This window comes from Sorangium sp. So ce1153 (genome assembly GCF_051521595.1).
In the GTDB taxonomy this organism is placed as follows: Bacteria; Myxococcota_A; Polyangia; order Polyangiales; family Polyangiaceae; genus Sorangium.
This window is the reverse complement of the sequence record NZ_CP150361.1, coordinates 3,321,941-3,346,857: the sequence shown is the minus strand read 5'-3', so window position 1 is coordinate 3,346,857 and position 24,917 is coordinate 3,321,941. Positions and strand designations below refer to the sequence as shown.

Below are 24,917 nucleotides of genomic sequence, written 5' to 3'. Positions count from 1 at the left end.
GCGCCGCGGTTTGTGGTGAACACCGAATTCGACCCTCGCCCGAATTGTTCAGTCCACCAGCGTGACGTCTCGCATCGAGGCATGGGCGGGTCTGCCTATACCTCGATCCAGCTGGCTCGGGTACGAAGTCGTGGCAGTCACCTGCATCGGGTGATGTGAGGACGGACGGCGATCCTGGGACAGAGGGGCGAGGTGCTCGGCACCGAGCCGATACTGGAGGAAAAATGCGAACAATACGTTGCCACGTTGCCACGAAGCTGAGCGTTCTCGGTCTCCTGAGCATCGGCATCTGGGCCTGTGGTGAGGCGAATGACGGTGGTACGCCCTCGACCGGCGGAGGCACCCCTGACGGGACCACCAGCGGCGCGGGGACCACGGTCACGGCCGGCACGGGCGGTACGGGACCTGGCGGTACCGGAGGCTCATCAGCCGTGGGCACCTCGGGCAGCGGTGGCGCGAGCACCGGGGAGACCAGCAGCGCGGCGAGCGGCGGAGAGACGGTCGGCACAGGCGGGGGCTCGGGCGAGTGCGTCACGGGCCAGACCAGGGGAGAGCAAGTCGCGGTCATCGGCGAATCGTTCATCGCCGCGACTCACGGCATCACGCAACAGATCGAAAAGCAGGCCAAGGCCAACGGCTCCCTCGCCGAGAACGAGCGCTACATCGACAACTCGGTCAGCGGCACGACGCTGGCCAACGATCAGATCCCCAGCCAGTACCGCAAAGCCGCGGAGAACGGCATGATCAAGTACGTGCTGATGGATGGGGGCGGGAACGACTGCTTGTTGAGAGGGGACGGCGACGCAGCCCTCGCGGCGGCGGAGTCGTTGTTCGAGACCATGGCGGAGGACAACGTCGAAAAGGTGGTCTATTTCTTCTATCCAGACCCCATCGGAAACCAGTACGCATCGCTCAAGACCTGCCTCGACGCGCTCCGACCGAAGATGAAGGAATTGTGCGACGGGCTCACAGCGCCGAAGTGCTACTGGTTGGACCTTCGTCCGACCTGGAACGGACACAACGACTATACGCAAGACGGGATCCACCCCACCTCTGCCGGTAGCGTCGCCACCGGAGATGTAGTCTGGGAGACGATGAAGGCGAACTGCGTCGCGCAGTGACGGTGGTCATGCCGCCTCGCGCTCGCGCCGGGTGGAGAGGGCCGCCGCGCGCCCGCGCGGCGGTCGCTCAGGGGCGGCGTGGATCAGCCGAGGAAGCCGAGGACATCCTCGTTGAACTTCTCGGGGTTCTCCAGCCACATGAAGTGGCTGCCGCCCTCTTCAGCGCTGAAGATGATGAGCTCGGCGCCGGGGATCTGGTCGGCGACCCACTGCTGGGAGATGGGGTTGAAGATGCTCGCCTCGCCTCCGACGACGAGCGTCGGCACGTCGATCCGCGGGATCACGTCCCTCCAGTCCTGCGAGGCCTGGTTCACGAGCAGCGTGGCGGCGTGCTCGCGCGGGAGCTTCAGGTTCTCCTCGATGACCGCGGCGAGCTTGTCCGCCGGGTAGCCAGGGCTGAAGAGGCTGGCCACGAGGCCCTGGGTCGTGGCGAGCCCGTCGGGCCCGCGCAGCGCGGCGGCCGTGTCGTGGAGCGATTGCGGGGTGAACAGCGCTCCCGCCTCGACCGTCTCCTCCTCGGACCAGTCGGGCCAGGCCGTCATCGCGGGGCCCACGTCGACCAGGATCAGGCGGTCCAGGTAGCGTCCACCGTAGTTGTCCCAGTAGCTGTAGAGCACCCCGCACCCCATCGAGTGCCCGAGGGCGGTCACGTGCCTGAGCCGCATCCCGCGGATGAACTCGTAGAGATCCCTGCTGAAGCGCGCGATGCGGTAGCCGTGGTCGACCTTCTCCGAGTCGCCGTGCCCGCGCCAGTCGAGCACGAACACGTGGTAGTGCCGCGAGAAGGCGAGGATCTGCGCCCTGTACAGCGCCGCCGACTGGGACCACCCCGGCAGGAGGAGCAGCGGCCTGCCCCTCCCCGCCTCCAGGTAATTGAGCGCCACGCCGTCCTTCGTCGTGAACGTCCCGGAGCGGATGCGCGGCGAGGCGGACGCCTCTCCGCCGAGCAAGTGCGCGGCGGCCAGCCCCGCGCCGAGGCCCACTGCCTGCTTCAACACCTGGCGACGGGTACGGTCCGAGCTGGACGAAGGTGCTCCTTGCTTCTTGTCGGTCATGGCTCTTGATCTCCACTGCAGGCCGCGCGCGCACGAGGGTGCACCCCGGACACAGCACCGCCACTGCTAAAAGGAAGCGACTCGACACAACCGCACGGCCGTCGGAATTGACGATCACCGCGGGCGCGCCACCAGGCAGAATGCTCATGGATGAGCCATGGCGGCAAGACCGTAAACTCTCTTTACAAAAAAACGTATTCAAATCTCCGACATAGGAACTTGCTTGTTTCCCGGCATGTGCTCCCCGGCATGGAGTTGGCATCACGCTGGCATCACGACGCATGTCGTCACGCGCGCGCATCCAAGCGTGCATGGCCCGACGCGCGCCCGGCTGCTGGCGCCTTGCTGCGCAGCGCGGCCCGGAGCGCCGGCGCCCGCCGTGACATGGTGGCAACAGCCCCGCTCGACGAGCGGCGTTCACCGTAAAAATGCGATGGCGCTGTGCGAGGTGGGGCTGAACGGCCGCGCCGGGGCGCGCTTCAGGCGCCGCCGTGGTGGCGGCGCGCCGGGTCAGGCCATGAAACGAACGCAGTAGATGGGCGGGAGGTGGGCGGAGATCGCCTGCCAGGAGTCCCCCTGATCCTCGGTGACCCAGAGCGAGCCTGTCGTGGAGCCGAAGGCGAGGCGATCGCCGGTGTCGTCGATGTCGAGGGCGTGGCGGAGCGTGAGGTCGTAGGCGTGGCGCTGCGGGAGCCCCTTGCGGAGCACCTCCCACGTCTTGCCGCCGTCGCGGGTGCGGGACACCACGACCTTGCCGTCCACGGGCACGCGCGTCTCGTCCTTCTGCGCGGGGACGAGCCAGGCGGTGTCGGGGTCGCGCGGGTGGACGGCGACGGCGAAGCCGAACTTCGAGGGGGCGGCGCTCGGGACGTCGTGCCAGAGGGCGCCGCCGTTCGTCGAGCGGAACACCCCGTTGTGGTGCTGGGACCAGAGGTGGTCCGGCTGCGCGGGACAGGCGACGACCCGGTGCGGATCCTGGATGACGGGGTCTTCCCGCCGCTCGGGCGGCATGTACTCGGCGTACATGCCGGTGGCGCGCGGGCTCCACGAGGCGCCGTCGTCCTCGGTCTGCCAGACGCCGCCGCTGGAGATACCGATCGTCACGCGGCCGGGGCGCGAGGGGTCGACGCACACCGAGTGGATGCCGGGCAGATCGGCGCCGCCGCCGAACCACTCCTTGCGCTTCGGGTGGTCCCAGAGCGAGCGCACGAGCGTCCACGAAGCGCCGCTGTCGTCGGAGCGGAACAGGCCCCCCGGGATGGTGCCGCAGAAGAGCGTGGCGGGCTGGCTCGGGTGGGCGGCCTCGAGCGCCCAGATCTGCTGGAGGCGCCAGGGCCACGGCTGCCCGTCGGGCAGGGAGTCCGTCACGCCCTCGGGCTGCTGGGGATAGGCCGGCGTCTGGAGCTCCTCCCAGGTCTCGCCGCGGTCGCGCGAGCGCCGCAGCTTCACGCCGAAGTGGCCGAGCCCGAGCGCGGCGTAGATGGCGCCGTCGCGCGCGTCGGGCAGGACGATGGATACAGCGTCTCCGAGGAACGACACCTGGGCGACGTCCCAGCCGGCGCTGCTCCGATCGATCCGGAACAGGCCTTTGCGGGTCGCGACGAGCAACGAGTTCATGAGTTGTCTCTACCCTCCAGAGAGCGCCTGCATGACGTAAAGGCTGGTTCGGTCGCTCACCGGCTCGCTCAGGCCGGCGCGGTCCTTGAGCTGCTGTCCGTCGACGAAGATCACGACGTGCTTGCGGAGCGCCCCCTGCTCATCGAGCACGTAGCCGCGCACGCGCGGGTGGAGCTCGAAGTAGCGCTCGAGCGCCTCGCGCACCGTCCCCCCGGCGACCTCGAGAGAGGGGCATTCCACGTGCCTCGTCAGGTTCTGTGTGAACGTGATCTGCGCCATCTCGCCTGTTCGCGCGGCGGGGCCCGCGGCGCGCTCCCTGCTCCGGCCGCATTGTCGATCTGGACGGGCGACGATGCAAGGCTCATGGCGGGCCCCGACTGCTCGTGACGGGGATCAACGCAACGTCGCGCGGTCGCCGTCGCGGTCCGCGACGATCAGGGCGCATTACGCACACGAGCGTGACATTGCCGCTGCTCTCGCCAGGGCTCGGCGCCCCGGACGAGCCCCCGGAGCTTTGTGCCAGTGTGTCCGTGTGCCAATGTGCCATCACGCCACGTGCCCGTCTCCAGGCCACGAGCGCGACGCCGCCCGCGCTCCAGCCAGCCATCGGGAACCGGTCAACGAACGACGACGGGCGCGCCGCGGCCTCAGGCCTCACGCAGGCGCCGCGGCGACGTGGCCCGACCGTTGCCTTCGCCGTGGGACGACGAAGCGTCCGCCACCTCGGCGGCAGAGGGGCTCGGTACGTTCAACGCCAGGGCCGCTCTCGCGTCAGCAGCAGATCGAGAGCGTCGAACCAGATCTCCCTGACAGTTTTGGGCGCATCACACCATCGGGGCGCAGGGCTCACCCGCTCAGGGCCTCTTCAGGAGAATTCATCATGCACCATCGCCGCTCGGTCGCGTTGACTCTCGCTCTCATGGGTGCTCTGGCCGCCATGGGCACGTCCAGCCCCAGCGATGCATGTACCCCGAACATTCCGGTGCGGGGCGACTACCTGGCGGCCGTCCCGCGGACCGTGCCGCTCGACGGGGTCGTCGTCGCCGGGGTCCGCTGCGACGTGGACTGTCCGGAGGGCACGCCTGTGCTCGTCGTGAAGGACAACGGAACGGGCGAGGTCGTCGCCGGCACGCAGGAGCTGGTCGCCGATCTGCCGGCCGCCGGGCCGGAGAGCTCGCTGGTCTTCCGCCCAGCCGCCCCGCTCGCCGATGGTCACACGTACAGCGTCACCCTCGAGGGGCAGGATCCTTCCGACACCAGAGAAGCGAAAGTCACGGCGAGCGCCGACGTCGACCTGGCGGTGGGCGCTCACGCCATGGCCGCGAGCGTCAACCTGGAGGAGAGCTGGTACGACACGGCGAGCTGCTGCGAAATCACCCCGAGCGTCTGCGGTCCGGAGCAGCTCTGCGTGGGAAAGGAAGTGGAGCGGTATGTCGTCTTCAGGCTCCGCAACAGCGAGGCGGCGCTTGAAGGGGCGGGTCAGTACGTGCAGACAGTGACCTTCCTCAGCGCCGACGGGGCGGAGCTCGACAAGCAGGCGGCCTGGGGCGGGGGCGAGTTCGTGAAACACACGTACATGGACGCGGCTCCCGAGTACTGTTACCAGGTCACGTACAAGAGCCTCATCGACGGCGCGACGATCGAGAAGGAGCGCACCTGCGTTCCGCACGGGGACGCGGGGGCGACAGGCGTCTTCCCGACCGACATGGAGGTCTTCGGCCCCCAGATCGGGAAGTGCTCTTCTCCGCCCGAGGGCTTCGAGGATGTCTGGTCCGCCGCGCGGAAGGAGTCGGCGACGGAGACAGGGGAAGCGCGCGAGACCTGCTCGGTGAGCGCGGGTGGCGGCGCGTCGTCCGGCTGGGCGCTGTCCGCCATCGGGCTCGCCCTCGCCCTCGCGGGCCGCGTGGGGCGGCGTCGCGAGCGCCGGTGAGCAGGGCGGACGTGCTGCCAGGCTCCGCCCGGCGCGGCGGCGGCGCGCCCGGCGAGACCTGGTGGCGCTGCGCGTTCTGGGCTAGACGCGTGGTGTCCAGGCTCCGAGCCGTGAGCGACGACGGGAGGTACGACCATGACCACGGGCGCGTGTCTATGCGGAACGGTCCACTACGAGATCGACGGTCCGTTCCAGACCATGTTGAACTGTCACTGCTCGCTGTGCCGTAAGTTCCACGGCTCGGCGTTCGCCACGGCCGTGATCGCGCCGCTCTCGGGCTTTCGCTGGCTCGCCGGCGAGCAGGCCATCCGCGCCTCGTGCGCGAGCCGCCATCGTTCCTTCTGCGCCACGTGCGGCTCGGCCACTCCGCTGCTCGCCCCCGAGCGGCAGCTCGCCCTGCTCCATGCCGGCAACCTCGAGGGCGATCTCGGCATCGAGCCACAGTTCCACCAGTTCGTGGGCTCCAGGGCGCCCTGGTACACGATCACGGATTCGCTGCCGCAGTTCGAGGAATGGCCGCCCGAGATCCAGGCGCCGGTGGTCTCGCGCCCCGCGGTCGAGCCCAGAGAGGGCGTCACCCAGGGGAGCTGCCTGTGCGGCGACGTCGCCTTCGAGTACGGCGGCGCGCCCATTCGCATGATGAACTGCCACTGCTCGCGCTGCCGCCGCGGGCGCAGCGCCGCGCACGCGTCCAACGTCTTCGTCGCCCTCGACAGGTTCCGCTGGGTCCGCGGCGACGCGCAGGTCGCGGACTACAAGGTGCCTGAGGCGCGGTTCTTCGCCGTGGCGTTCTGCACGCGCTGCGGCGGCGCGGCGCCGCGCCTGTCGCCCGAGCGCGGCTTCGCCGTGGTGCCCGCGGGGACGCTCGACACCGATCCCGGCGTCCGCCCTGGAGCCCACATCTTCACCGCCTCCAGGGCGAGCTGGTTCCCGATCACGGGCGACCTGCCGCGGTTCGCCGAGGCCCCGCCCCAGGCCTGAGGCAGAGCAGGGGCGCAGTACGTCACGAGCCGCTCCCGTACCTCATCGTCCCACCCCTCGAACACGCTTCCCGGACGCGCTCCGCGCACCGTACACTGCTGCTCTCTGCTCTCGACTCGAGGAGATTACGCGCCTGATGCCCCCTGACTCGAACGCGTTGCTCGTGGAGTTCTTCGCCGGCTGTCCAGACCTGCTCTTCATCGCGTCGGCCGGAGGGGCGCTGCTCCACGCGAGCGACGCGCTGCGGGAGGCGCTCGGCCCGGCGGTCGATCATGGCGAAAAGCTCGCTGAGCTCGCGCATCCGGACGACCGCGCGGCCGTCGCCGAGGCCTGGTCGAAGCTCCTCGCCTCGGGTGAGCCCGCCTCCTTCCGCGTCCGCCTGCGCGACGGCAGCGGGGCGCACCGGCCGCTCTCGTGCAGCGCGAGGCGGTCGTCGGACGGCGGCGCCGTCTTCGGTACGCTCCGGGCCGCGCCCGAGGTGACGGAGGAGGAGCTCAGGACGCTCCGGTCCAAGGCGCGCATGATGGACGGCATCGCCGAGCACCTGGACGGCGCCGTGCTCTGGGGGCTCGACCCCGACGCCACCTGCTTCTATCACGAGGGGAAGGGGCTCGCGAAGGTCGGACTGAAGCCCGGGCACTTCGTCGGGGCGAACTGGTTCGACATCTTCGCAGAGCCGGCGCGCGCGGCAGGCATGGACCTTCACGCGTGGTTCGACGGGAATCCGCGCCGCATTCGCAACGAATTCTTCGGTACCTTCTGGGATATCTCGGTCATTCCGCTCCGCGATGCTCGCGGTGAGCCCGTGGCGGGCGTGCTCTGCTTCGGAGTCGACGTCACCGAGACCAAGCTCGCCGAGCAGGAGCTGCGCACGCAGCTGCAGCAGATCGAGGCGCAACAGAAGGTCATCCGGGACCTCTCCACGCCGATCATCGAGGTCTGGGACGGCGTCCTCACGCTCCCCATGGTGGGGACGGTCGACAGCGTGCGCACCGCCGACGTCATGGAGAGCCTGCTCTCGAAGATCGTCGAGAAACAAGCGAGCTACGCCATCCTCGATCTCACCGGCGTCGAGGTCGTCGACACCAGGGTCGCCAGCCACCTCATCGAGCTCGTCACCGCGATCCGGCTGCTCGGCGCCGACGGCATCGTCGCCGGCATCAAGCCGAACGTCGCCCAGACCATGGTCGCGCTCGGGCTCGATCTCTCGCAGCTCAACACGCAACGCAACCTCCGCGCCGCGCTCAACCACGCGATCCGGGCCATGACCCGCGCGCAGGGACAGCCGCTAGGACACCGAACGGGCTGAAACCCCGAGAAAATGAACCACAGAGGCACAGAGGGCACAGAGTTTTTTTGTTGTTCCTCTGTGCCCTCTGTGCCCTCTGTGGTTCAAATCTCTTCATTCCCGGGCGTTTCAAGCTGTTCGGCGCTCTAGCACTCCGGCAGGTGGACCCCGACCTCCAGGGGAACCTCGACCACGTTCACCGCGAGGCCGCCGCGCGCCGTCTCCTTGTACTTCGACTCCATGTCCGCCCCGGTGTCGCGCATCGTCTTGATCACCTTGTCGAGGCTCACGAAGTGCGCGCCGTCGCCGTGCAGCGCCATGCGCGCGGCGCTGATCGCCTTGATCGCCGCCATCGCGTTGCGCTCGATGCACGGCACTTGGACGAGGCCCCCCACCGGATCGCACGTCAGACCGAGGTTGTGCTCCATCGCGATCTCGGCCGCGTTCTCCGCCTGCGCCGGCGTGCCGCCCAGCCCCTCGGCCAGCGCGCCCGCGGCCATCGAGCACGCGGAGCCCACCTCGCCCTGACACCCCACCTCGGCGCCGCTGATCGACGCGTTCTCCTTGTAGAGAATCCCGATCGCGCCCGCCGTCAGCAGGAACCGCACGACGCCCTCGTCCGTCGATGTGGGCACGAAGCGACGGTAATAGTGCAGGACCGCCGGGATGATGCCCGCCGCGCCGTTCGTCGGCGCCGTCACGACGCGGCCCCCGGCGGCGTTCTCCTCGCTCACCGCGAGCGCGTAGAGGCTCACCCAGTCCATCGCCGTGAGCGGATCGCGCAGGCCCGCCTCGGGGTTATCGAGCAGCTTGCGGTGCAGCGCGGGCGCGCGGCGCGTCACCTTGAGGCCGCCAGGCAACACGCCCTCGGTCCGGAAGCCGCGCCGCACGCACTCCTGCATCACCCCCCAGATCCGGAGCAGGCCCGCGCGGGTCTCCGCCTCCGGGCGAAAGACCTTCTCGTTCTCCAGCATGACCTGGCTGATCGACAGCCCGTGCGCCGCGCACGCCGCGAGCAGCTCCGCGGCGCTGTGGAACGGATACGGCAGCGGCGTCCTGTCCTCCTCGATCGGACTCTCGCCCTTCGCCGCGGCCTCGTTCACCACGAAGCCGCCGCCCACCGAGTAATACACGCGCACGCGCAGCGGCTCGCCGCCCTCGTCGAGCGCCGTGAAGCGCATGCCGTTCGGATGAAACGGCAGACTCCGGTGCAGGAAGGCGAGATGCCCTTTCACCTCGAAGCCGATCTCGTGCCGCGCGAGCAGGGACAGGCGGCCGCTCCGGCGCACGCCTTGGACGATCTCGCCCGCACGCTCCACATCGACGCCGTCCGGCGTCTCGCCCATGAGCCCGAGGATCACCGCCTTGTCGCTGCCGTGACCGCGGCCGGTCGCGCCGAGCGAGCCGAACAGCTCCACGTTGACCGACGCCGTGCGGTCGAGCAGCCCCGACTCGTCGAGATCCACCGCGAACATGCGCGCCGCGCGCATCGGGCCGACCGTGTGCGAGCTGCTCGGCCCGATGCCGATCTTGAAGAGGTCGAAAATGGTGACTGCCATGTGCCCTGGGGCGCCGTGGAGCTCTCGTCAGATGGCCTCCCTGCGCCCGTGGACACTACGAGATCGCGCCGGCGGCCGCCACCACCGCGGCGTCCTGCGTGACGCCGCAGCACGACAGCACACAGCGACTGGCCCTCATGCAAAACCGCGCTGTCGCCGGAAACGCCGAGTCGCGCGAGCACCGCCCCCGCCCGTCACACCCGCGACCGTGTGGCCCAGGCGATCTGGTGGTATGCTCGTCCCGTCTTCCCTCACTTCCCTCACCCTCGGAGATGGTGACCCCCATGCGCCACGCCCCGGCCCTGCTCCTCGCCGCCTCCCTGCTCGTCCCCACCGCCGCGCGAGGCGACGGCCCCGCGCGAGGCGACGGCCCCGCGCAAGGCGCCCAGGCCAGGCCGCCGGCGCTCGAGGTGACCATCGACAGGTCCAAGGTGGACCTCAAGGGCCGCCAGATCGAGGTCAAGCTGTCGCGCGCCGCCAGCAAGGTGCGCGTCAAGGTCCTCGGCCAGTCGGGCGCCGTCCTGGCCGAGGACGAGAAGCCGTTCAACGGGGCCGCCGCCGGCACGCCGCTGGTCGTGACGTGGACGCCCTCGAGCGACGAGACGGTCGCGCGCATCGAGGTCTACGGCCACGACACCCAGGGCTACTGGGCAGGGATCGCGATCATCCCGTGGAACGTGAGCATCCCCCACGAAGAGGTGCAGTTCGAGACCAACTCCGACGTCATCCGGGCGCCCGAGGTGCCCAAGCTGGAGGCGAGCCTCCAGCGCATCTCTGAGGTCGTCGCGAAGACCTCGGAGCTCGGCAAGATCACGCTGTTCATCGTCGGCCACACGGACACCGTCGGCAGCGAGGAGCACAACCTCACCCTCTCGCGCCGGCGCGCCCGCGCGATCGCCGCCTGGTTCAAGGGCCGCGGCCTGAAGCTCCCCGTCGCCTACGAGGGGCTCGGCGAGTCGGCGCCGCTCGTGAAGACAGCGGACCAGGTGGACGAGCCGAAGAACCGCCGCGTCGACTACATCCTCTCGGTCGAGCCGCCGCGGCTCTCGGGCAACGCGTCCTGGAAGGCGCTCTGAGGCGGAGGCGACCAGCATGAGGACCACCGTTCTCGCCATCGGCAGCCGCGGGGACGTCCAGCCCGCGATCGCGCTCGGCAAGGGGCTCGCGGCGCGCGGCCACGCGGTCCGCGTCCTCGCCGGCAAGAGCTTCCAGCGCTGGATCGAGGGGCACGGGCTCACGGCGATCCCGGCGAGCGTCGACTCGATCGACATCATGGAGAGCGACCTCGGCAAGGAGTGGGTGTCGCGCGGCACGAACCCCCTGGCCCAGTCGCGGATCCTGCAGAAGCTCATCGACCGCTTCGGCGCCGAGATGGTCCAGGACGCCGTGCGCGCCTGCGAGGGCGCCGAGCTCATCCTGAGCAGCTTCACCTCGGACACGTACGCCGCGTCGATCGCCGAGGCCTCCGGCGCGGCGCAGGTCAGCATGCCGCTCCAGCCCTCGATCGTGGCCACGCGGCACGGGCCGACGGCGCTCGCGGCCCCCGTCGCGCGCCGCGACAGCGTGCTCAACCTCCTCTTCGGCAAGCTCATGATCGAGCCGACCGTGTGGCGCTGGTACGGCGGCGTCACGAACCGCGTGCGGAAGCAGCTCGGCCTGCCGCCGCAGGACCGGCGCGCGTACATGGCCGCGCTGCGCCGCACGCTCGTCGTCCACGGCTACAGCGCCCACGTCGTCCCGCACCCGCCGGACTGGCCGCCGAGCTTCCACACGACGGGCTACTGGTTCCTCGACGAGGGCGGCGAAGGCTACCGGCCGCCCGAGGCGCTCGAGCGGTTCCTCGCGGCGGGCGAGCCGCCGGTCGCCGTCGGCTTCGGCAGCATGACGTCCCACGATCCCGGCGCCACCACCCGGCTCCTCGTCGACGCCGTCGCGCGGAGCGGCCAGCGCGCGGTCCTGCTCTCCGGCTGGGCCGGGCTCGGCGACATGGCGCTGCCGGACTCGATGCTGCGGATCGACGCCGCGCCGCACGACTGGCTCTATCCGCGCGTCGCCGCGGCGGTGATCCACGGGGGCGCCGGCACCGTGGCCGCGTGCCTGCGCGCCGGGCGGCCCGCGGTGGTCGTCCCGCACCTCGCCGACCAGCTCTTCTGGGGGCGGCGCGTCGAGGAGCTCGGCGTCGGCCCGCGCGCCATCCCGCGGCCGCGCCTCAGCACCGAGGCCCTCGCGGAGGCGATCAGGGACGCCGCGACCGACGGCGGCATGCGGCAGCGCGCCGAGGAGCTCGGCCGCAAGATCCGCGGCGAGGACGGCGTGGCGACGGCGCTCGGCCATATCGAGCGGCACCTCGCGGCGCGCGCGCGCTGACTGTCGCTCTCGCGCTGACTGCCGCTCGCGCGCAGCTGCCGAGTGCCATGCTCCTTGTGCCCAGGCCGCCACACTGTGGGAGCGGGGGATGTCCGGATGAGGTGACCAGGCGCCGCGGCGGCTTGCCCGCGCGGGCCGGCGGCGCCAGAGGATGCCGGCGATGACGCAGGAGCAGGAGGAGAAGGCGTTCGCGCTGTGGCTCATCCCTGGCGGCGCGCCGCTCGGGCGGCTCCAGCGGCTCATCGAGGCGCTCGCCCGGGAGACCGGCGGGCCGGCGTTCACGCCCCACCTCACCTTGCTCGGCGGGCTGCGCGGCGACGGCGGCGCGCTGGCCGCGAAGCTCGGCCACCTCGGCGACGCGCGCCGCCCCGTGGCGCTGCGCGCTTGCGGCCCCGCCACCGGCAGCGCGGTGCACCAGTGCGTGCTCCTCGACGTCGCGCGGACCGAGCCGCTCGCGGCGCTGCGCAGTGCGGCCGAGGCGGCCTTCGGCGCGAGCGAGTCCCCCTTTCGCCCGCACGTGAGCCTCGTCTACGGCGACCTACGCCACATGCCAGCGGAGCGCCGCCGGGCGCTCGCCGCGGACCCGCGCGTGCTGGCGCTCGGACACGAGGTGTGGTGGGCGGAGCGGCTGGAGCTGTGGTCCGTCGCGGGGGAGACCGAACGCTGGCGCCGCGTCGCGGGCGTCGCGCTGGCGAGCCCCTGAGCACCTCGCCAGCGCCGGCGACAGGATCGTCCGCGTTGTGTCCGGAAACACAATTCCACTTCGGTAGAAAAATCCACACGCTGCTTGCGTGCGGATCGCGAGGTGCGGCTCTCCGAGGTATGTGCTCCCCCCGATCTCGGCTAGCCTGGGGTACATGGCGGTGCCTCCCGTGGCTGTGGGCGACGTGCTGGCGGGCAAATACCGCGTGGAGCAGATCGTTGGCGCGGGTGCGATGGGGACGATCGTCGCCGCGTGGCACACGGAGCTCGATCAGCGCGTCGCGATGAAGTTCCTGCACTCGCCCGGCGCCGACGGCAGCGACCCGACCGAGCGGTTCCGGCGCGAGGCGCGCGCGCTGGCCAGGATCAAGAGCGAGCACGTGGCGCGCGTCCTCGACGTCGGCTCGCTGCCGGGCGGAATGCCCTACATGGTGATGGAGTTCCTGGACGGGAACAACCTCGCGGACGAGATCCGCGCGCGAGGCCCGCTGCCCGAGATGGAGGCCATCGGGTACGTCCTCCAGGCCATCGAGGCGATGGCGGAGGCGCACGCCGCGGGGATCGTGCACCGCGATCTCAAGCCGGCGAACCTGTTCCTGGCGCGCCGGCCCGACGGCGGGCGGATCCTCAAGGTCCTCGACTTCGGTATCTCCAAGGCGCTGCTCGGGATATCGCGCGACGATCTGTCCCTGACCAAGACAGCGACCCTCCTCGGCTCGCCGCTCTACATGTCTCCGGAGCAGGTGCGCTCTGCCAGGGACGTGGACGCGCGCGCGGACATCTGGTCTCTCGGCGTCATCATCTACGAGATGCTGACCGGGCGGACTCCCTACAACGGCGACTCCGTTCCTCAGCTCTTCTCCGCGCTGCTCTACGAGACGCCCCTCACGATCGCGCAGATCCGCTCCGACATCCCGCGCGAGCTGGACGCGGCGGTGATGCACTGCCTCGCCAAGGAGCGCGATCAGCGGTGGAGGAACGTCGGCGATCTCGGGGTCGCGCTGGTCGGGTTCGGCCCGCCCGGCGCCCAGGTACACGTGGAGCGGGCGCGCCGCGTGCTCGGGCTCCCGGACGCCGGATTGCCGTCGCTCAGCCGGGTCAGCGCGCTCCCCGGCGCGACCACCGGAGGCGCGCAGTCCGCCGGAGGGCGCCTGTCCATGCCCTCCGTGCCCTCCGTGCCGCAGGGCGCGTTCGTGCCGCCGCCCGGCGCGCCGGCCCCCGCGACGACGACAGCGGAGACGGGCCCCACGGTCAACTCGTGGAGCAACACGGGGCTCCCGCCGCGGGCAGGGCGCAAGGGCGCGCTCATCGGCCTGGCCGTCGCCGCGGCCGCCACCCTGGCAGGGGTCTCGCTCGCCCTCGTGCTCTTCCTGCGCTCCGGGCCCGCCCCCGACGGCGGGCAGCCCCCGTCGCCCGCGGCGGCGCTGCCCCCCGCCGGCGCGGCGCAGGAGCCCGCGCCCGCGGCCGCCCCGGCCACCGCCAGCGCCGCCGCGCCCGAGGCGGCGGCTCCCAGCGCGCCCGCGGCGCCGAGCGCGCCCGCGCCGCCCGCTGCAACGAGCGCCCCCGCTGCATCGGCCGCGCCCGCGCCGCTCGCCGGCAAGCCCGCCGCGCCGGCGAGCGCGGCGCCGCGGCCCGCGGAGCGCCCGCAGGCGGGCTCGGGAGCGCGCCAGCAGCCGCGCCAGGACAACCAGATCAGCGACTTCGGCGGGCGGCGCTGAGCGAGGCGCTCGCGCCGCGCGCCGTGGATCGACGGCCCTCGGGCCCCCTCGTGGCCAGTTCGGAGGAGAGTACGGGACGAATGAAACGTCATCAGCGAAGCATCGCACGCAGCGTCGGACTCGGTCTGTGCGCGGCCTTGATCTCCGGGGCGCTCCCCGCGCAGGCGGAGCCGAGCGCCGCCGAGAAGGCAGCTGCAGAGGCGCTCTTCGACGGGGCGCTCGATCTGATGAAGCAAGGGCGCAACGAGGAGGCGTGTCCTCGGCTGGAGCAGAGCTACCGCATCGACCCGGGGATCGGCACGCTGCTCTACCTGGCCGAGTGTTACGAGAAGACGGGGCGGACGGCGAGCGCCTGGGCCACGTTCCGTCAGGCCATGTCGGAGTCGAGGGCCTCGGGGCAGGCCGAGCGCTCCCGCAAGGCGCAGGCGAGGGCGGCCCGGCTCGAGCCGCTCCTGTCGAAGCTGAGCGTCAGCGTCGCGGCGGCGGACGCGGCCATCGAGGGGTTCTCGGTGCGCGTCGACGGCAAGGCGCTCGAGCGCTCGCTGTTCGGCATCGCCATGCCGAGGGACCCGGGCGAGATCGCGATCGAGGCGAGCGCCCCGGGCCACGAGACGTGGACGACCACCGTGAAGCTGGGGGACAACAAGGCCGAGGCGAACGTCGAGGTGCCGCCGCTGAAGAAGCTCGCGGCGCCGCCGACCGCGCCTCCCGAGGCGCCTCGCTCCGCCGCGTCGCCGGCGGAGCCCGCCGCGCCGCCGCGCGCCGCCGCGCCGGCGGCGGCGGCGGAGTCCGGGGGCGACACGACGCGCTTGCTCGGCCTCATCGTGGGCGGCGCCGGCGTCGTCGGGCTCGGCGTCGGCACGTTCTTCGGCGTGAAGGCGATCTCGAAGAACGGCGACGCGGAGGCCTACTGCAAGGGCGGCAGCACGTGCGAGGACCGCCGCGGCGTCACGCTGACCGAGGAGGCCAGCAGCGCGGCCACGGTCTCGAACATCGCCTTCGGGGTCGGCGCCGCCGCGGCGGTCGGCGGCGCCGTCCTGTACTTCGTCGTCGCGCCGAGGCAGACCTCGCGCGTGCAGGTCGGGCCGATCGTGGACGCGCGCAATGTAGGCCTGCGCGTGGGAGGTACGTTCGAATGAGGCGCAACCCCGGGCTCCTGCCGCTCGTCCTGCTCGCCCCGCTGTCGATGGCGACGTGGTTCGGCTGCCACGCGATCGCGGGCATCGAGGACCGCACCTTCGTCGATCCAGGAGGGGAGCCGGATCCTGACCCGGTGAGCGAGCAGTGCGCGTCGTACTGCGCGACCGTGATGGAGAGCTGCACGGCCGAGTTCCAGGTCTACTCCACGGTGGAGACCTGCCACGGCGTCTGCGCGCTGCTCGATCCGGGGGATCCGCTCGAGCCCGTGGACAACACGGTGGCCTGCCGCGCCCGCCAGGCGGAGCTCGCGGGGCTCACCGGCGAGCTCGCGGTGCACTGCCCGGCGGCGGGCCCGGGCGGCGCCGGGACCTGCGGGACCAACTGCGAGAGCTACTGCTCGCTGCGCGCCAGCGCGTGCACGCCCGAGGTCGCCACGCACGAGGACTGCGTCGCCATGTGCGCGGGGCTCACGGACGTCGAGATGTTCGACGTCATCGAGAACCACGAGGGCGACACGCTGCAGTGCCGCCTCGTCCACGTGAGCTCCGCGACCGTGGACCCCGACGAGCACTGCAAGCACTCGAGCCTGATGCCGGTGGAGCCCTGCATCGACCCGGAGGGGAGCGCGCCGAGCTGCGAGAGCTTCTGCCAGGCCGTCATGACCGCCTGCACCGGCGAGCTCTCGGTCTACGAGTCGACGGAGCAGTGCCTCGCCGTCTGCGCGGCGCTCCCCCCCGGCGGCGTGGAGGACCAGACCGAGAACACCGTGGGCTGCCGCAAGTACCACGCGTACAGCGCCATGCTGGCCCCGACCCCGCACTGCGCGCACACGGGTCCGGGCGGCGACGGCCACTGCGGGTCCGACGCCGAGCCGAGCACGGGCAGCACGGGCAACTGCGAGTCGTACTGCACGCTGCTCGAGGCGGCCTGCAAGGAGTACTTCGACGAGACGTTCCCGGACCAGGCCGCGTGCGCGCTCGACTGCAGCGCGCTGCCGGGGGCGGCCCGCGACTCGGGCTACTCGGTCGCGAGCGCCGAGGAGACCGCGCTCTCCTGCCGCCTGCTCCATGTCAGCCGCGCGCTCGGCGACCCGACCGAGTGCGGCGCGGCGTTCGGGGATAGCGAGAGCGCCTGCGCGCAGTGAATGTTCGCAACGTCCGAAGCGTCCGCAACAGCCGATCGCCCGCCGCGCGCCGCCCTCACGGCGGCGTGACGAACGACGCCGGCCCCGCCACCGCGGGCGACGGGTCCTTCCGGTAGCGCTCGGCGAGCAGCGCCCGCCGCTCCTCCGTCCACCCGTTCTTCGGCGACGCCGCCTGCACGAGCGCCTCCAGCGCGAGCCGGCGCAGCCGCGGATCGCGCCTCTCCCGCAGCTGCTCCTCGAGGAGCGACGGGTGCACGCAGGCCCGCACCGCGGACATCGCCGCGACCATCGCGTCGTGGTGCAGGAGGTCCCGCTCGCCGAGCTCGGAGAGCGCCTGCGCGAGCTCCCGCCACTGGAGCAGGCGCTCCGCGAGCCCGAGGTAGTGGGGCACGGCCAGGGCGTCCGCCTTCAGCGCGGCGAGGAGCCCCTCGCCCACGGCCACGTGGTGCCGCGCGGCGTAGGCGCCGAGCCGCGCGTGGAGCACGGGCAGGAACGCCACGAGGTGGCGCCGCTTCGGCGAGAGCTCCTTGAGCCGCCGGACGACGGCCGCGACCTCCCCCGGCTGCATCCTCGCGAGCACGGCGGCCAGCGCCTCGGCCGCCTCTTCCGGCGCGGACGCTTCCATGTGCCCGAGCAGCCGCTGGAAGAGCGCGCGCTGCTCGTCGCGCAGCGACAGGTGCGCGGCGCGCCGGAGCAGATCCAGCCGCGCTTCCGGCTCGGGCCGCCCGAGGATCGCGGCGAGCAGGCCCACGACGCGCTGCTCGGCCTCGGTCGACAGCCTGCCGAGCGGGATGTCCGCGAGCTTCGAGGCGACGATCCAGTCGCGATCCTGGACGGCGCGGCCGAAGACGTCCCATGTCTCGGGCCGGCCCAGGTGGTCCCAGAGCGCCCGGAGCAGCGCGATCCGCACGTCGCGGTGGGTCTTCGGGCCGTCCAGCCGCAAGAGGTCCCGGTAGGCGTCGTCGCCGCCGAGCTCGCCGAGCAGGCGCACGACCTCCTTGGCGACGGTCACCTTGGTGGTCGGCACCGCCCGGAGCTCCGCGAGCACCCGCTCCCGGGTCATCTCGGCGAACGCCTTCCGGAGCGCGTAGATCGCCCAGCGCGCGCGATCGTCGCCCAGGCACTCGATGAGGACCGGCACGCCTTGGCCGCCGTCGAGCCACGGCAGGCCCCGGACGGCCATCTCGCGCAGCGGTGGCCGCGGATCCGCGGCGAACGGGGTGATCGCCGACGCGTCGGCGTACGCGAGCCGGACCAGCGTGGCGATGGCGAACCGCAGCGTCGGGACGTCGCGCGTCTCGTCCTCGAGCAGCGCGCGCAGGGCGGCCGCGTACAGCTCCTGCTGCCGCGCCGTCCAGCGGCCGTGGCCCGCGCCGAAGTCGATCACCCAGTGCGTCCGGCCCGTCGCGAACCTGCCGGTCATGGGCCGGCTCTCGAGCAGCGGCTCGAGGAGGTCCTGGCGCTTGAGGCTCACGTGCCGGGCGACGGCGCCGACGAGGACGAAGCTCGCGTCCTCGCGCAGGAGCTCGGGCACGAGCCGGGCGAACCGCGGCCGATCGTGGACGCGCAGCAGGCCCAGCGCCGCGGCCGCGACGCCGGCGAACGGGAGCTCGCGGGCGAGCCGCTCCAGCGCCTCCAGCAGCGGCGGCACCACCTCGAGGCGGATGCCGAGGCTCTGCGCGAGCAGGAGCACCGCCCCGGCCCGCTCCTTCGTGGACCACGCGTCCGCGAGCTGGGCGAGCGCCGGGGTGAGCCGCTCGGCCTCGGCCCTCGTCAGCCCGTCCCCGAGCCCCGCCGTCGAGGCCGAGCCGCGCACGGCGAGGATCTTCGCGAGCCAGCGGGCGCCCCACGCGCCGTCGACGCGGAACAGCCGGACCACGAGGCGCTCCATGGCCGAGGCGGTGGCCTGGGACAGGTCCGCGGCGTCGAGCGCGTCCTGCGCGACGGCGCCCACCGCCTCCAGGTGCTCCGGCCCGAACCGGGCGATCGGCAGCGCGGCGAGCGCCGCGAGCATCGCGCGCCGCACCGGGTCCTGCTCGAACTTGCGGGCGCGCACGTTCGCGAGGGCGTCGGCGAGCGCCCCCCGGTCGTGCGCGACGGTCGCGAGGAGCAGCCCCTGCGCCTTCGCCCGCTCCTCGCCCTCCGGGTGCCCGAGGAGCGGCGCGAGCACGTCCCTGGCCTCGGCGAACGAGAGGAGGCGCGCGTAGGTCATCCGCCGATCGGGCCTGGAGACGAGCGAGGGGCAGCTGAACAGGTGTCGCCGCGCCTCGCGCTCGCGCAGGTCGCGGGGCAGGACCTCGAGCACCTCGGGCGCGATCGTGCCGTCGGCTGCCTGGGCGGCGCAGGACCAGCGGTCGAAGGCGCGCGCCCGCATTCCCTGCTCCTCGGCCGAGTCGGCGCTCACGTAGCGGAACAGGAACGCGCCGAAGCCCCCGCGCCCGCCGAGGAGGAAGGCCCGCAGGACGGCCTTCTGGTCGTCGGGGCAGAGGCGCAGGAACCACCGCGGGCCCCGCTTGCCGTCGCTCAGCGCGCCCCAGGCGTGGCGGATGAGGAACTCGAGGCGCTCGGCGCCGAGGGCGGGCGCGCCCTTGTCGAAGCGCACGACGGCGAAGGCGCCGGGCGGCCGCGCGGGGCGGCCGCTCTCGTGGCGGGCCTTGAGGAGGTCGAACGTGGCGGCCGGGCGCGCGACGGCCAGCACGCGGAGGGGGCCCTGGAGGAACGAGGGCTCCTCGCCGAGCTCGAAGAGGGCCTGGAGCAGCCGCAGCGCGGCGTCTGGGGCGCGCCGGGCGAGCGGGACGAGGAGCGGCGAGAGGCGATAGCGGTGGCGGACGTCGAGCGAGCGGGAGCGCGCGATCGCCTCCCCGAACCAGCGCGCCGCGACCTCGGGGTGCTTGTCGCCGAGCCGCGCGAGGCAGAGCGGGCCGCCTGCCTCGTCGATGTCGCGCCGGTGCGCTGACAGGAGCGCCTCGGAGCCGAACGGGAGCAGGTCCACGAACCTCGGATCGCGCCCTTGCTTCAGGCGCGCGCCGAGGAAGGCGTCCACGACGCCCTGGCGCCTGCGGTCAGCGAGGTCGCCCACGGCGCGCCGGAGGGAGCGCCGCTCGATGATGACGCCGAGCGCTTCCAGCGCCTGCGCGTCGTCGCAGAAGCGGGCGACCATGCCGCACGCCCGCTGCCGCACGACGCGGGAGCGGTCCGAGAGGGCCGCCACGACGCGCGCGCCGTCCCCCGAGCCGTACACGCTCACGAGCGCGAGGAGGCGCTCGTACGGCTGAGCGCTGCCCGAGAGCGCGCCGAGGAGGGCCTTTGAGTCGGCGTCGCCGCGCGCGGCGGCGCGGCCCAGCTCCACGGCGCGGCGGACGCGGTCGTGGTGCGTCTTCGGCTCGAGCTCGGCGAGGAAGGAAGCGGTGTCCATGGGAGGCGATGATAACGCCGCGAGGCGTGAGCAGGGCAACGCCGGGCGCTTCGCTGGACTGGTGCCGTGATCTTTGAAGCCGTCACATGCGCGGAGAATTGCGTAGGTATGCAGCGCACACGCCTCGGATGATCGAGATGCGTACGCGTGCGGCGCCTGCATGTGAACCGCCGCTCACCGAGCGCGCTGCCCGGCACTCGCCGTGCTAGGAATCCTGCGGCAGGTGAACGCATGCGCTCTGGTCTCTCCGCCCTCCCGTGATGCATAGGCCGATGAACCTCTGCATCATTCATCACCCCGCGGATGACGATCGGCTCAAGGAGCTGATAAACCATCTCGAAGGCTGGAAAGCAGGGCGCGATGTCAGCTGGTGGCACAGCGATCTGGTGGAGGTCGGCCAGCTGGTGGAAGACGAGGTCCATCGTCATCTCGATTCGGCCCAGCTCATCCTGCTCCTCATCAGCGCTAGCTTCATCGCTGACGGGGCGTGCTCGAAGCGGTACGCGAGGGCACTGGATCGGCATCGCCGCGGAGGCGCGCTGGTCGTTCCCATCCTGGTGCGCGCTTGCTACTGGGAGACTTGGCTCGGCGAGCTGGGACGGCTGCTGCTCCCCAAAAACCGGAGAGCCATCACGCCCTGGGACGACCACGATGAGGCATGGGACACGGTCCTCCGTGAGCTGAACGGGCACCTCCGCAACGCGACCCATGCCTGGGCCGGCACGCCGGTCGCAGCCACCACGGGGCTGGAGCACGACCGCCCGGAGGTCCACCTCGTCGAATTTGAACGCGCCTCGCAGCCCCTCCTGAGCCTGGACCCAGCGCGTTCCTCGAAGGAGTGGCTTGACCGGCCGGAACTCACGAAGCTGCTCGATGCTCTCCAGCAGGACGAGAGTAAGCCGCTCATCCTGCTGGGCGGTCCGGGCAGCGGCAAGTCAGCGCTCCTCGCCCGGCTGGCAAGCCAGCTGCAGCAGCGCGGGGAGGCGCTGCTCGCGATCCGTGCAGACAAGCTGCCGAAGGACATCGACTCGATCGAGAGGCTGCGATGCTGGCTCGACCTCTCGACGGCGCCCGTCGCCGCGTTGTCATCGCTGGCGTCGCGGCGTTCCGCCGCGCTCATCATCGACCAGCTCGACGCGCTCTGCGATTTGGTCGACGCTCACACCCAGCGCCTGTCAGTTCTCCTGGAGCTGGTCACGAGCACGGCGGGTGTTCCCGGGCTCCGCGTCGTGCTGTCCTGCCGCGATTTCGAGCATCGCCACGACCACCGCCTGCAGGCGCTGCACGCCAGGCCGATCCAGCTGGAGCCTCCCGGTTTGCCCGAAGTGGAGCGCGTCCTGCGGGCGCGCGGCGTCGAGCCCCAGCGGCTGCATAGACCGTTCCTGGAGTCGCTGCGCGTGCCCCAGCACCTCGTAACGTTCCTCGCGGTCGCGGAAGGTAGAGAGAAGATGCCGGTCTTCGAGACGTACCAGCACATGCTGGAAGAGCTGTGGACACAGCGCGTGCTCGGAGCTGACGGGGACCAGCGACGCGAGCGAGTGCTCGTGAAGATCGCCTCCTACATGGCCGGCGAAGAAGAACTCGAGGCACCGCTCGCGCGGTTCAGCCGGTTCCGGCTGCAGCTCGACCAGCTGCAGGCCGCGGGGATCCTCCGGCAGGAGGGTACCAAGGTCGCGTTCACGCATCAGACGTGGTTCGCCTTCACCCATGCGCGCTCGTTCCTCCTCGGCGAGGAGCGGCTCTGCGAGCACGTCCGGCAGCGCGGCGGCTCTCTGTTCGTCCGCGCGACCCTCTGGAGCGCCCTGGTCAACCTCCGCGGCGCCTCGCGGGGCCGCTACCGCAAGGAACTCGACGCTCTCTGGAAAATGCGGGATCTGCGTACGCATTTGCGCGCGCTCGTGCTCGATTTCCTGGGCCACCTCGACGATCCGATGGAGGAGGAGGCGGCGATCCTCCTGCCGCCCCTGAGGGAAAGCGGCTTCCTGCGCCGGGTGACGCTGGGCGCTGTGGCGGGCAGCCGGGGCTGGTTCCAGCGGCTCGCGGACCGACACCTACCTGCCTTGATGGACGGCCCGTTCGCGGACGACGTGTGCGGGATGCTCGCAATGGCGTGGCCGTTCGCACGCGAACGTGTGCTGAGCTTGCTTGAACGCCACTGGGTGTGCCAGCCAGCCCGGGCACACCTCGCGCTCTGGACCATGCGCGAGCTGAAGGTGTGGGACGACCGTGCGGTGAACGCAGTGCTCACGCTGGCAACCCACCCTGTTGTCGACGCCGAGCAGTCGCGGTTCGGACTGGGGCGGGTCGTGAACAGCATCGCAGCGGACAGGCCAGAGCTGGCAATGCGAGTGGTGAGGGCAGTGCTGGATCAAGAACTGCAGCGCAACCGCTCCATGGTCGAAGAGGAGCAGCCGAGCGGCTGGCCGCTTCAGCGGTTCCAGGAGCTCCTGGAAGACCGTCATGGTCTGCACGGGTTAAACGAACTCGCACGTAAGGCTCCCGGGCCGTTTCTGCAGGAAGTGTGGCCCTGGATGGTCACTGTGCTCGACGAGCTCAGTCGACCAGATCACGACTTGATCATCGGCTATTGTGAGGATGGCGTCATGCGCAGGCGGCGCAGCAGGAGCGGCCCCATCGACGAGCTGCCAGAAGCAATTTGGATCGCCGTGGAGTGCCTAGCACGCCAAGACGCAGACAGGTTCATTACGTTCGTACAACAGTGGGAGGTGAGCGATCTCCTCGGTGTACATAGGTTGCTCGCCGCTGGGTTGAAGGAGGTCGCCTCCTGCCGTGCGCTCGACGTCCTCGAGTACTTGCTCCGGGATCCTCGGCGGCTCTTCGTCGGAGACTACCAGGACGAGCTCTACGCTAGCTGCGAGCTGTTCGAAGCCATCTCGCCGCACCTGCGACTAGAGGACGCACGGCGGCTGGAGACCGCGATACTCCGCTCGTACCGGTACGACGAGAACCGGGCTACGGATGACGCGGAGCGGCAATGCCACTGGCAGAGGTCGAACCGATTCATCCGGCTGCGTTTGCTCCGCGCGCTGGAGGGATGCGTACATCTGTCACCGGAAGCACGGCGCCTCATCGACCATGAGGGCCGTGTGCTTGATGGCCTGGAGGACAGCCGCTTGATAAGCGACTTCGAGCTCAGGCCGATCGAGAGCCCGATGCTCGCCTCGGAGATGCTCAAGTCAAAGGACGAGGAGATCCTTAACCTACTGCGGGAGCTTCCAGACTCCACAGAAGGGCACCACCCATCCAAGTGGTTGCAGGGGGGAAGCATCCAGGTATCGGGGGAACTGGCTGAAGTTGCCAAAACGGCCCCTGCGCGCGCCCTCCGCATCCTTCCTCACCTCCACCCCACCAGCCATGCGCGGCCGGCCGGCTACATCGTAGAAGCGCTGGCGGAGGCGTCCGTGGGCCGTCCAGTGGAGGAGATAGAGGAGCTGCTCTTCCAACTCGAAGAGCGGGGGTTCGACTCCGAAGAGTACCGTGAGCGCGCGGCTTGGGCGTTCGACAAGCTTGCTCGTCGCGGCCCTGGCCTCTCGGAGCGGAGCTGTCGGCTGCTGGAAACATGGCTAAAAGACAGCCCTCCAGAGTCGGAGCGGCGTCAGAGCAATAGCTCAGAGCGGCCGCGCAGCATTCTTCGTTCGAATGGCGGACTCAGCACTCTTCCCCATGGGAACTTCACGATCCTGCATGCGCTGGTGAATGGCTACATGCGTCGTGAGCCAGAGGCCATCGACTCGCTACTCGACGTACTCGAGCGCCACCTGACGCGTCGCGAGCAGGTGCGGACGTGGCGCGCGCTGCTGAGGTACGTTGAATACATGGGACGCAGCGACCGACTCCATGATTTCGTGATCCGCCTCTTCGCGGAACATCCTCGCGTCCGAGACTGCGAGGAGGGTACACACCTCGTCGCCAGGATGTGCTCGTGGACAGATGGCCACGTGCTGCATGGATGGTTGCATGATATCCGCGACAGCCCATGGAGGAACGGCGCCCAGGCATACGGCGAGCTCCTCTTGCTCCTGGCTGTACGTCAACCCGAGCTGGGCTGGGTCAGGGAAGAGATCGATAGGGCTCTGCATGCCGACGAGGCAGGGAGAGTTGACCAGGAACGCATCTGGCTCGGGCTCGCTTACGCTGCTGGGAGTCTCTGGTCCACTCCGAAGGGACGGGCCCTCAGCACGGAGGTGCTGCTACGGCTGGTACCGCGAGCCCGCGGAGATGTCGCTGCAGCCATCATGACGGTATTCTCTCGCAGCTCTGTTCTCCTTGCCGATGACAGCACGAGCGACTTCCTGGACGCGCTCTTGGAGCATCCGTCTCTCCTGGTCGCCGCCAGTCCCTACCCCCTCGTCACAAATCTCAAGGCGATGTGCGCGGACGACTCTCGCCGCGTACTTGCTCTCTGCAAGGCCCTGCTGGATGAGTCCACGCGGATGCCTGGAGCTACGCAGAAGCTGGACAGGGCGGAGGACGAACTGATCAACATCGCAGTGACCCTCCAGCGGCTACCGGACTACCGCGAGGAAGGGCTCGCGCTCTTCGAGCGCCTCCTCGAGATGGAGCTGTACGGGGCGCGACGGACTCTGCGCGAGCTCGACGTATCGCCCCGGCTCGACGGTCATCCGGACGAGTAGGCAATCGATCTCATCAGGCACGCCTGGCGATCAGGAGAGCGAACCCCGAGCAAGGCGACCGTCGGCCACGGGACGCCCTGTCGGGCGGCCCGGAGGGCCACCCCACGCGCTCCGGAGGCCATGCCGACGGTTCCCGGAGGCATGTCGGTGGCTCCGTATAGCTTGTCGGGCGGCCGGGAGGGCCACCCGCCGCGTTCCGGAGGCCATGTCGGCCGGTCCGGAAGC

The 24,917-nt window shown here is 70.9% G+C and carries 16 protein-coding genes; 11 read left to right on the top strand and 5 right to left on the bottom strand.

Annotated elements, in window-relative coordinates; genetic code table 11:
* Positions 1–431: 431 nt before the first annotated feature.
* The gene (locus WME85_RS11930) at positions 432–1,121 is read left to right on the top strand and encodes an SGNH/GDSL hydrolase family protein (protein WP_437309243.1); all 690 of its coding nucleotides are present in this window, start codon (positions 432–434) and stop codon (positions 1,119–1,121) included.
* 83 nt (positions 1,122–1,204) lie between these two features.
* Here WME85_RS11930 and WME85_RS11925 read toward each other — a convergent pair whose 3' ends face one another.
* From WME85_RS11925 to WME85_RS11915, 3 genes are all read right to left on the bottom strand, one after another.
* Complete coding sequence (locus WME85_RS11925; protein ID WP_437837763.1) at positions 1,205–2,119, bottom strand: alpha/beta fold hydrolase; 915 nt, start codon at positions 2,117–2,119, stop codon at positions 1,205–1,207.
* 567 nt (positions 2,120–2,686) lie between these two features.
* The gene (locus WME85_RS11920; RefSeq protein WP_437837761.1) at positions 2,687–3,793 is read right to left on the bottom strand and encodes a WD40/YVTN/BNR-like repeat-containing protein; all 1,107 of its coding nucleotides are present in this window, start codon (positions 3,791–3,793) and stop codon (positions 2,687–2,689) included.
* Between the two features lie 9 nt (positions 3,794–3,802).
* Complete coding sequence (locus WME85_RS11915) at positions 3,803–4,072, bottom strand: MoaD/ThiS family protein (RefSeq protein WP_437837759.1); 270 nt, start codon at positions 4,070–4,072, stop codon at positions 3,803–3,805.
* A gap of 640 nt (positions 4,073–4,712) precedes the next feature.
* On the opposite strand from WME85_RS11915, the gene WME85_RS11910 reads away from it, so the two are divergent.
* The 3 genes from WME85_RS11910 to WME85_RS11900 all read left to right on the top strand — a co-directional run bounded on the left by WME85_RS11910 (position 4,713) and on the right by WME85_RS11900 (position 8,013).
* On the top strand, positions 4,713–5,723 hold the full coding sequence (locus tag WME85_RS11910) for a hypothetical protein (RefSeq protein WP_437837757.1): 1,011 nt from the start codon (positions 4,713–4,715) through the stop codon (positions 5,721–5,723).
* 135 nt (positions 5,724–5,858) lie between these two features.
* The gene (locus WME85_RS11905; protein WP_437837755.1) at positions 5,859–6,704 is read left to right on the top strand and encodes a GFA family protein; all 846 of its coding nucleotides are present in this window, start codon (positions 5,859–5,861) and stop codon (positions 6,702–6,704) included.
* A gap of 136 nt (positions 6,705–6,840) precedes the next feature.
* On the top strand, positions 6,841–8,013 hold the full coding sequence (locus WME85_RS11900) for a PAS domain-containing protein (RefSeq protein WP_437837753.1): 1,173 nt from the start codon (positions 6,841–6,843) through the stop codon (positions 8,011–8,013).
* A 125-nt stretch (positions 8,014–8,138) separates the two neighbouring features.
* Here WME85_RS11900 and WME85_RS11895 read toward each other — a convergent pair whose 3' ends face one another.
* On the bottom strand, positions 8,139–9,551 hold the full coding sequence (locus WME85_RS11895) for an L-serine ammonia-lyase (RefSeq protein ID WP_437837751.1): 1,413 nt from the start codon (positions 9,549–9,551) through the stop codon (positions 8,139–8,141).
* A gap of 284 nt (positions 9,552–9,835) precedes the next feature.
* Between WME85_RS11895 and WME85_RS11890 the strand changes: the two genes are divergently transcribed.
* The 6 genes from WME85_RS11890 (at position 9,836) to WME85_RS11865 (ending at position 16,622) form a co-directional block, all read left to right on the top strand.
* Complete coding sequence (locus WME85_RS11890) at positions 9,836–10,627, top strand: OmpA family protein (protein ID WP_437837750.1); 792 nt, start codon at positions 9,836–9,838, stop codon at positions 10,625–10,627.
* A gap of 16 nt (positions 10,628–10,643) precedes the next feature.
* Entirely contained in the window at positions 10,644–11,918 is a 1,275-nt protein-coding gene (locus WME85_RS11885) for a glycosyltransferase (RefSeq protein WP_437837748.1), read from the top strand.
* A gap of 160 nt (positions 11,919–12,078) precedes the next feature.
* Positions 12,079–12,621 carry a 2'-5' RNA ligase family protein gene (locus tag WME85_RS11880; RefSeq protein WP_437837746.1) on the top strand — a complete coding sequence of 181 codons (543 nt, stop codon included), beginning with the start codon at positions 12,079–12,081 and terminating at the stop codon, positions 12,619–12,621.
* Positions 12,622–12,775: 154 nt separating this feature from the next.
* Positions 12,776–14,338, top strand: coding sequence for a serine/threonine-protein kinase (locus tag WME85_RS11875; protein WP_437837744.1), 1,563 nt, complete (start codon positions 12,776–12,778; stop codon positions 14,336–14,338).
* Between the two features lie 80 nt (positions 14,339–14,418).
* Positions 14,419–15,477 carry a tetratricopeptide repeat protein gene (locus WME85_RS11870; protein WP_437837742.1) on the top strand — a complete coding sequence of 353 codons (1,059 nt, stop codon included), beginning with the start codon at positions 14,419–14,421 and terminating at the stop codon, positions 15,475–15,477.
* Positions 15,474–16,622, top strand: a complete 1,149-nt coding sequence (locus WME85_RS11865) for a hypothetical protein (RefSeq protein ID WP_437837740.1) — start codon at positions 15,474–15,476, stop codon at positions 16,620–16,622. The genes WME85_RS11870 and WME85_RS11865 overlap by 4 nt, the downstream gene beginning before the upstream one ends.
* 55 nt (positions 16,623–16,677) lie before the next feature.
* On the opposite strand, the gene WME85_RS11860 is transcribed toward WME85_RS11865, so the two are convergent.
* Entirely contained in the window at positions 16,678–20,037 is a 3,360-nt protein-coding gene (locus WME85_RS11860; RefSeq protein ID WP_437837738.1) for a hypothetical protein, read from the bottom strand.
* A gap of 272 nt (positions 20,038–20,309) precedes the next feature.
* On the opposite strand from WME85_RS11860, the gene WME85_RS11855 reads away from it, so the two are divergent.
* A complete protein-coding gene (locus WME85_RS11855) occupies positions 20,310–24,692 on the top strand; it encodes an NACHT domain-containing protein (protein ID WP_437837736.1) in 4,383 nt (1,460 codons plus the stop codon).
* The last annotated feature ends 225 nt before the right edge of the window (positions 24,693–24,917 follow it).

Excerpts from the sequence above, each read along its gene's own strand:
- WME85_RS11920 (WP_437837761.1), bottom strand. The coding sequence starts at position 3,793 with ATGAACTCGTTGCTCGTCGCGACCCGCAAAGGCCTGTTCCGGATCGAT.
- WME85_RS11915 (WP_437837759.1), bottom strand. The coding sequence starts at position 4,072 with ATGGCGCAGATCACGTTCACACAGAACCTGACGAGGCACGTGGAATGC.
- WME85_RS11910 (WP_437837757.1), top strand. The coding sequence starts at position 4,713 with ATGGGTGCTCTGGCCGCCATGGGCACGTCCAGCCCCAGCGATGCATGT.
- WME85_RS11905 (WP_437837755.1), top strand. The coding sequence starts at position 5,859 with ATGACCACGGGCGCGTGTCTATGCGGAACGGTCCACTACGAGATCGAC.
- WME85_RS11900 (WP_437837753.1), top strand. The coding sequence starts at position 6,841 with ATGCCCCCTGACTCGAACGCGTTGCTCGTGGAGTTCTTCGCCGGCTGT.
- WME85_RS11895 (WP_437837751.1), bottom strand. The coding sequence starts at position 9,551 with ATGGCAGTCACCATTTTCGACCTCTTCAAGATCGGCATCGGGCCGAGC.
- WME85_RS11890 (WP_437837750.1), top strand. The coding sequence starts at position 9,836 with ATGCGCCACGCCCCGGCCCTGCTCCTCGCCGCCTCCCTGCTCGTCCCC.
- WME85_RS11885 (WP_437837748.1), top strand. The coding sequence starts at position 10,644 with ATGAGGACCACCGTTCTCGCCATCGGCAGCCGCGGGGACGTCCAGCCC.
- WME85_RS11880 (WP_437837746.1), top strand. The coding sequence starts at position 12,079 with ATGACGCAGGAGCAGGAGGAGAAGGCGTTCGCGCTGTGGCTCATCCCT.
- WME85_RS11875 (WP_437837744.1), top strand. The coding sequence starts at position 12,776 with ATGGCGGTGCCTCCCGTGGCTGTGGGCGACGTGCTGGCGGGCAAATAC.
- WME85_RS11870 (WP_437837742.1), top strand. The coding sequence starts at position 14,419 with ATGAAACGTCATCAGCGAAGCATCGCACGCAGCGTCGGACTCGGTCTG.
- WME85_RS11865 (WP_437837740.1), top strand. The coding sequence starts at position 15,474 with ATGAGGCGCAACCCCGGGCTCCTGCCGCTCGTCCTGCTCGCCCCGCTG.
- WME85_RS11860 (WP_437837738.1), bottom strand. The coding sequence starts at position 20,037 with ATGGACACCGCTTCCTTCCTCGCCGAGCTCGAGCCGAAGACGCACCAC.
- WME85_RS11855 (WP_437837736.1), top strand. The coding sequence starts at position 20,310 with ATGAACCTCTGCATCATTCATCACCCCGCGGATGACGATCGGCTCAAG.